Origin of the sequence: Anaeromyxobacter sp. SG66 (assembly GCF_022690805.1) — a bacterium.
GTDB classification, from domain to species: Bacteria; Myxococcota; Myxococcia; order Myxococcales; family Anaeromyxobacteraceae; genus Anaeromyxobacter; species Anaeromyxobacter soli.
This window is the reverse complement of record NZ_JALCZC010000046.1, coordinates 25523-32469: the sequence shown is the minus strand read 5'-3', so window position 1 is coordinate 32469 and position 6947 is coordinate 25523. Positions and strand designations below refer to the sequence as shown.

Here is a 6947-nt window from a genome sequence, read left to right as displayed (position 1 = left end):
CGGCGCGGCCCGCGGCGCCGTCGCCCGAGGCCCGGCTCGAGCTTCGCGGGGACAAGCCGGCCGCCTCGATCCGCGTGGACGTCGACCGCCTGGACGAGATCGCCGCGCTCGCCGGCGACGTGCTCGTCGAGGGCGAGCGGGCCATCCGCCGCTCCCGCGACCTCAACGCGCTGTTCGCGCGGTGGGGCCGGCTGTCGGACCGGGTGATCGCGCTCGCCGAGCGGCTCCGCGACGCGCGCACCGCCCGGCTCGTCGAGCAGATCGAGGGAGACGTCCACCTCCTCCGCTCGGACACGTTCCGCTTCGCCCGCGCGCAGACCGAGGCCGCCTCCTCCTCCCAGGCGCAGTTCGGGATGCTCGCCGAGCGGATCGGGGAGGCGCGGCTCATCCCGCTCTCCGGCGTGCTCGCGGGCTTCCCCCTCGCCGCCCGCGACATGGCGCGCGAGCAGGGCAAGGAGGTCGAGTGCGTCGTGCGCGGCGGCGAGACCGGCGTCGACAAGGCCATCCTGCTCTCGCTCAACGACCCGCTCGTCCACCTCGTCCGCAACTGCGTCGATCACGGGCTCGAGACGCCTGCCGAGCGAGTAGAGGCGGGCAAGCCGCGCGCGGGGAAGATCGTCATCTCCGCGCGGGTGGACGGCGACCTGCTCGCCGTGACCGTGGAGGACGACGGGCGCGGGATCAGCCCGCAGAAGGTCCGCGCGTCCGCGCTGCGCAAGGGGATCATCGGCGAGCAGCAGGCGGCGAGCCTGTCGGCGCGGAACGCGCTCGACCTCATCTTCATGGCGGGGTTCTCGACGCGCGAGCAGGCGGGCGAGACGAGCGGCCGCGGGGTGGGGCTCGACGTGGTGCGCAAGCGCGTCACGGCGCTCGGCGGGTCGGTCACGGTCGAGTCCGAGGTCGGCAAGCGCACGCGGTTCACGCTGCGCATGCCGCAGTCGCTGTCGCTCATGAAGGTCCTCCTCGTCCGCATCGACGAGGACGTCTACGGGATCCCCGCCGTGGACGTGGACAGCGTCGGGCGGCTCGACCCCAAGGAGGCGACGGAGGTCGCGGGCATCCGGGCCGTGCGCTACCGCGGGCGGCTCATGCCGGTGGTCGCGCTCGGGCCCCTCCTCTCGCTCAACGGCGGTCCGCGCTCGAAGCGGCCGCTCGTGGCGTACGTCGACCACGGCAGCGAGGGCGCGGCGGTGGTGGTGGACGGGCTTCACGGCGAGCGCGAGGTGGCGGTGAAGGCGCCCGGGGCGTTCCTCAAGGGCATGCGCTTCGTGACCGGCGCCGCCGCGCTGGAGGACGGGCGCGTCGCGCTGCTCCTCTCGACCCCGGACATCGTGGCCGCGGCCCGCCGGCTCGCCTCGCCGGCCCTGGCGCGCGGCCGCGACCGGCGGCGCCTGCGGGTGCTCCTCGTGGACGACAGCGCGATCGCGCGAGAGGCGGAGGCGGCCCTGCTCCGCTCGCTCGGGCACGAGGTGGACGAGGCGGTGGACGGAGAGGACGGCTGGCGGAAGCTGCAGACCGGCAGCTACCAGCTCCTCGTCACCGACGTGCAGATGCCGGTGCTCGACGGCATCGACCTCACCCGCCGCGTGAAGGCGACGCCGCGGTTCGTGAAGCTGCCCATCGTCATCATGTCCTCGCTCTCCGCGCCCGAGGAGCGCCGCCGCGGCGTGGACGCCGGCGCCGACGCGTACATCGTCAAGGGCGAGCTCGAGGCCGAGAGCCTCGCCGCCACGCTCGAGCGGCTCTGCGGGGTCGGCGCGTGACGCCTCCCCAGGCGCGGCAGGTCCGCGTCCTCGTCGCGGACGACTCCGCCCTGTTCCGCGAGCTCCTCGCCGGGGTGGTCGCGGACGGCCCGGGGTTCGAGGTGGTCGCCGTCGCGGCCGACGGACACGCCGCCGCCGCGCTCGCGCGGCAGCACCGGCCCGACGTCATCACCATGGACCTCAACATGCCCGAGGCCGACGGCTACGCGGGCATCGCGCGGATCATGGCCGAGACGCCCACCCCGATCCTGGTCCTCACCGGCAACCCCGCCGAGGCGGTCGGGTTCCGCGCGCTCTCGCTCGGCGCGCTCGACATCCTCGAGAAGCCGCACGCGACGACCGACCTCGAGACGTACGGGCGGCAGCTCCGCTCGCGCCTCAGGCTCCTCGCCGGCGTGAAGGTGATCCGCCACCTGCGCGGGCTGCGCACCGAGGGCGAGCCGCCGCCCCGGCGGAGCGCGGGCGTGGAGCTCGTCGTCATCGGCGCCTCGCTCGGCGGCCCGCGCGCGCTCGTGTCCCTCCTGCGCGGGCTCGCGCCGGTCTTCCCGGCCCCGGTCGCGATCGTGCAGCACATCGCCGACGGGTTCACCGAGGGGCTCGCGGCCTGGCTCGCCGCGGAGACCCGGCTCGACGTGCGGGAGGCGCGGGACGGCGACGTCCTCGCGCCGGGCCGGATCGTCCTCGCCCCCTCCGGCCGTCACCTCGTCGTCGCCGACGGCGCGGTGCGGCTCTCGGACTCGCCGCCGGTCGAGACCTTCAAGCCGTCGGTGACGCCGCTCTTCCTCTCGGCGGCGCGGCAGCACGGCGCGCGCGCCTGCGGCGTGATCCTCACCGGCATGGGCCGCGACGGCGCCGAGGGGCTGCGCGCCATCCGCGCGGCCGGCGGGCCGACGATCGCGCAGGACGAGGCGACGAGCGCGGTGTTCGGGATGCCGCGCGCGGCCATCGAGCTCGGGGCCGTCGATCGCGTGCTCCCGATCGAGGCGATCCCCCGCGCGCTCCAGGAGCTGACCCGGTGAGGCCGATCACTCCGGACGACCTGACGCAGCTCGCCGCGCTCCTCAAGGAGCGGGTGGGGCTGCACGTGCGCCCGGACGGTCACTCGGCGCTGCGCCTCGCCCTCGGCGCCCGGCTCGAGGAGCTCGGGCCCGACGCACCGGACGGGCGCGCGTACGTCGGCCTCCTGCGCTCGCAGGACGGCGGCGACGAGGAGCTCCGGCGGCTGCTCCCGCTCGTCACGGTCGGCAAGACGAGCTTCTTCCGCGACGAGCGCCAGTTCCGCGCGCTCGAGGCGCTGCTCCCCGGCCTCGTCGCGCGCGCGCGCGGCGGCGGCCGGCGCGTCGCGATCTGGTCGGCCGGCTGCGCCACCGGGGAGGAGCCGTACTCGATCGCGATGACCGCGGAGGGCGCCGGGGCGGAGCCCGAGCACCTCGAGCTCCTCGCCACCGACGTGAACCCGGAGGCGGTCGCGCAGGCCGCGCGCGGCGCGTACGACGGCCGGCGCGTGCGCGAGATCCCCCAGCCGCTCCGCGAGCGCCACTTCGACGCCGACGGGGATCGCCACCACGTGCGCGCGAGCCTCAGGCGGTTCATCACCGCGATCCGTCCGCACAACCTGGTCTCGGGCACCATGCCGCGGCCCGAGGGCGGGTGGGACGTCATCTTCTGCCGCAACGTCATCATCTACTTCGACACGCCCACGACGCAGCACGTGCTCACGCAGTTCCTCCACGCGCTGACGCCGGGCGGCTACCTGTTCCTCGGCTACTCCGAGTCGCTCTTCCGCATCTTCGAGGGCTTCGAGCTCACGGAGGTCGCCGGGGCGTTCCTCTACCGGCGCCCGGAGACGCCGCGCACGACGCCGCTCCCGGCCCCGCGCCCGGTTCGCCCCGTCGTCCCGGTGCCGTCCGCGCCGCCGCTCGTGCGCCACGTGTCGCTGCCCCCGGCGGCGCCCCCGCGCCTCCCCACCCCGGCGCCCATCCCGGCGCCGCAGCCGCCGCTCGCGCCCCAGGAGTACCTCGACGCCGCGGTGGCGCTGTTCGCCGACGGCCGCTTCGGCGCCGCGCGCGAGCTGCTCGAGCGGCTCCTCGAGAAGGGCGGCGAGGACCTCGCGGTGCGGCTCACGCTGGCGAACCTGTACGGCATCCTCCGGCAGACCGACCGGGCGCGCGAGTGCTACGTGGCCGCGCTCCAGCTCGAGCCGCTCAGCGCCGAGGCGCACCTCTTCTTCGGGATCCACCTGCTCGAGGAGGGCGAGACCGACGGCGCCGCCCTCGAGCTCTCGCGGGCGCTGTTCCTCGACCCCGACCTCGCGCTCGCGCATTACTGGCTCGGGCGCTGCCGCGAGGCGCAGCGCGATCCCGACCGCGCGCGGCTCGCCTACCGGAACGCGCTCGCCGCGCACGCCCGCCGGCCGGATGGGAAGCGTCAGGCCTTCCTGGGCTACTATCCGGACGTCCCCGAGGACGGCGCCGCCTTCGTCCGGGCCGCGCACTACGCCCTCGCCGCACTGTGAGGAGAACGATGGCCGAGAAGAAGCGGATCCTGCTCCTCGACGACTCGACGATCACGCTCGAGATGGAGAAGGCCGTGCTCGAGGACCGCGGCTACAAGGTCGCGATCGCCTCGAACCTGCTCGAGTTCCAGGCGCAGCTCGACGGCTTCCAGCCGGAGATCATCCTCACCGACCTCATGATGCCGGACATCTCCGGGAAGGACATCGTCCGCGTCCTGAAGCAGGACTTCCACACCGAGAAGATCCCGATCATCCTCTTCAGCTCGAAGGGCGACGACGAGCTCGCGGAGATCTCCGAGCAGGTGGGCGCCGACGGGTTCCTCTCCAAGTCGCACGGCATCGACCGGCTCGGCGACATGGTCGACGAGATGGTGGACTCGATCCTGTGGTAGGCGCGGCGCCCGCGGCGCCTTAGAACTCCCCACGATTGCTTGAAGATCCGGGGGAGCGCGTGCTACCTCGGGACGAGGGGCCGCCCGGGGTCGCGGCCCGCCGAGAGGAACGCCGCCATGTCCGGCCACAACCGATGGTCCAAGATCAAGCGCCACAAGGAGGCGCAAGGGGCGGCCAAGGGCAAGCTCTTCTCGAAGGTCATCAAGGAGATCACCGTCGCCGCGCGAATGGGCGGCGGGGACCCCGCCGGCAACCCGCGCCTCCGCGCCGCGATCGACGCGGCCAAGGAGGCGAACATGCCGCAGGAGAACGTCACCCGCGCGGTGAAGAAGGGCACGGGCGAGCTCGAGGGCGTCTCCTACGAGGAGGTCGTCTACGAGGGGTACGGGCCGGGCGGGGTGGCGATGATCGTCGAGTGCCTCACCGACAACCGCAACCGGACCGCCGGTGACGTCCGCTCCTCCCTCGCGAAGGGCGGCGGGAACCTCGCCGCCGAGGGCGCGGTGGCGTGGAACTTCGACCGGCGCGGGGTCGTCGAGGTGAAGCCCGGCCCGACCGAGGACGAGGTCACGGAGGCGGCGATCGAGGCGGGGGCGGAGGACGTCGTGAGCCTCGGCGCGGAGGGGTTCGAGGTGCGCACGCTCCCGAACGACCTGCACGGCGTCGCCGCGGCGCTCGAGAAGAAGCTCCCGCTCGGCGCGAGGCGGCTCACCTTCGTCCCCCGGGAGACGCTGCGGATCACGGATCCGGACAAGGCGCGCTCCATGCTGAGGCTCGTGGACATGCTGGAGGACCTCGAGGACGTCCAGAACGTCCACGCCAACTTCGAGATCGACGACGAGCTGATGGAGCGGCTCGCCTGAGGCGGCAGCGGACGGCGTCGAGGGGCGGCGAACGGGCCGGCGGTCCGCACCCGCGGGGTGGGCGCGGGCGGGCCGAGGCGGCGTGAGGCTCCGGGAGGGCTGCGTGCGCGCGTACGAGATCATCCACCGCAAGCGCGACGGAGGGGCCATCCCGCCGGACGCGATCGCCGCGCTCGTCGACGGCTTCACGCGCGGCGAGATCCCCGACTACCAGATGGCCGCCTTCTGCATGGCGGTGTTCTTCCGCGGCATGGACGAGGGCGAGGTCCGCGCGCTCACCGAGGCGATGCTCCGTTCCGGCGACGTGCTCGACCTCTCCGACGTGCCGGGCGCGAAGGTCGACAAGCACTCCACGGGAGGGGTGGGGGACAAGGTCTCCCTCGCCCTCGCGCCGCTCGCCGCCGCCTGCGGCGTCAAGGTGCCGATGATCTCCGGGCGCGGCCTCGGCCACACCGGCGGCACGCTCGACAAGCTCGAGGCGATCCCGGGCTTCCGGGTGGACCTGCCGGTCGAGACGTTCCGCGCGCTGGTCCGCGACGTCGGCGCCTGCCTCGTCGGCCAGACCGAGCGGCTCGCGCCGGCGGACCGGAAGCTCTACGCGCTCCGCGACGTCACCGCGACGGTCGAGTCGATCCCGCTCATCGCCGCGTCCATCATGTCGAAGAAGCTCGCCGAGGGGATCGACGCGCTCGTCCTCGACGTGAAGGTCGGCTCGGGCGCCTTCATGAAGCGGCCCGAGGACGCGCGCGCGCTCGCGCGGACCCTCGCCGGGATCGGCCGCGGCATGGGCAAGCGCGTCTCGGCGCTCCTCACGCGCATGGACGAGCCGCTCGGCCGGGCGATCGGGAACGCGCTCGAGGTCGAGGAGACGCTGGCGCTCCTGTCGGGCGGAGGGCCGCCGGACCTGCGCGAGGTCACCGTCGAGCTCACCGCGGAGATGCTGGTCCTCGGCGACGCCGCGCCCGGCCTCGCCGCCGCGCGGGCGCGGGTCGAGGCGGCCATCGCCGACGGGAGCGGCCTCGCGAAGCTCGAGCAGATCGTCCGCGCCCAGGGGGGCGACGCGGCGGTGCTCCGCGATCCCGGCCGGCTGCCGCGCGCGCCGGCGCGCTACGACGTCGCCGCGCCCGAGGCCGGCTTCGTCACGGAGATCGACGCGGAGGCGCTCGGCCTCGCCGCGGTGGCGCTCGGGGCGGGCCGCGCGCGCGTCGAGGACCGGGTGGACCCGGCGGTCGGGATCGTGGTCGCGAAGAAGCTCGGCGATCGCGTCGAGCGGGGCGAGCCGCTCTGCACGGTGCACGCGGGCGAGCGCAGCGAGGCCCGCGAGCGGATCGCGAGGCGCATCGCGGGCGCCTACCGGATCGGCCCCGCCGCGCCCGCGGCGCGGCCGATCGTCCTCGAGCGATTGTAGGCGGC

General features: G+C 74.6%; 6 protein-coding genes. All 6 read left to right on the top strand.

Annotated elements, in window-relative coordinates:
* On the top strand, positions 1 to 1763 hold a 1763-nt coding region (locus tag MNZ39_RS13905; RefSeq protein WP_242339471.1), incomplete at its 5' end, for a hybrid sensor histidine kinase/response regulator.
* A complete protein-coding gene (gene cheB, locus MNZ39_RS13900; RefSeq protein ID WP_242339469.1) occupies positions 1760 to 2782 on the top strand; it encodes a chemotaxis-specific protein-glutamate methyltransferase CheB in 1023 nt (340 codons plus the stop codon). The genes MNZ39_RS13905 and cheB, both read left to right, overlap by 4 nt.
* Complete coding sequence (locus tag MNZ39_RS13895; protein WP_242339467.1) at positions 2779 to 4278, top strand: CheR family methyltransferase; 1500 nt, start codon at positions 2779 to 2781, stop codon at positions 4276 to 4278. The genes cheB and MNZ39_RS13895 overlap by 4 nt, the downstream gene beginning before the upstream one ends.
* Positions 4279 to 4286: 8 nt before the next feature.
* Positions 4287 to 4670, top strand: coding sequence for a PleD family two-component system response regulator (locus tag MNZ39_RS13890; protein ID WP_242339466.1), 384 nt, complete (start codon positions 4287 to 4289; stop codon positions 4668 to 4670).
* 117 nt (positions 4671 to 4787) lie between these two features.
* Complete coding sequence (locus MNZ39_RS13885) at positions 4788 to 5534, top strand: YebC/PmpR family DNA-binding transcriptional regulator (RefSeq protein ID WP_242339464.1); 747 nt, start codon at positions 4788 to 4790, stop codon at positions 5532 to 5534.
* A 103-nt stretch (positions 5535 to 5637) separates the two neighbouring features.
* On the top strand, positions 5638 to 6942 hold the full coding sequence (locus tag MNZ39_RS13880) for a thymidine phosphorylase (RefSeq protein ID WP_242339473.1): 1305 nt from the start codon (positions 5638 to 5640) through the stop codon (positions 6940 to 6942).
* The last annotated feature ends 5 nt before the right edge of the window (positions 6943 to 6947 follow it).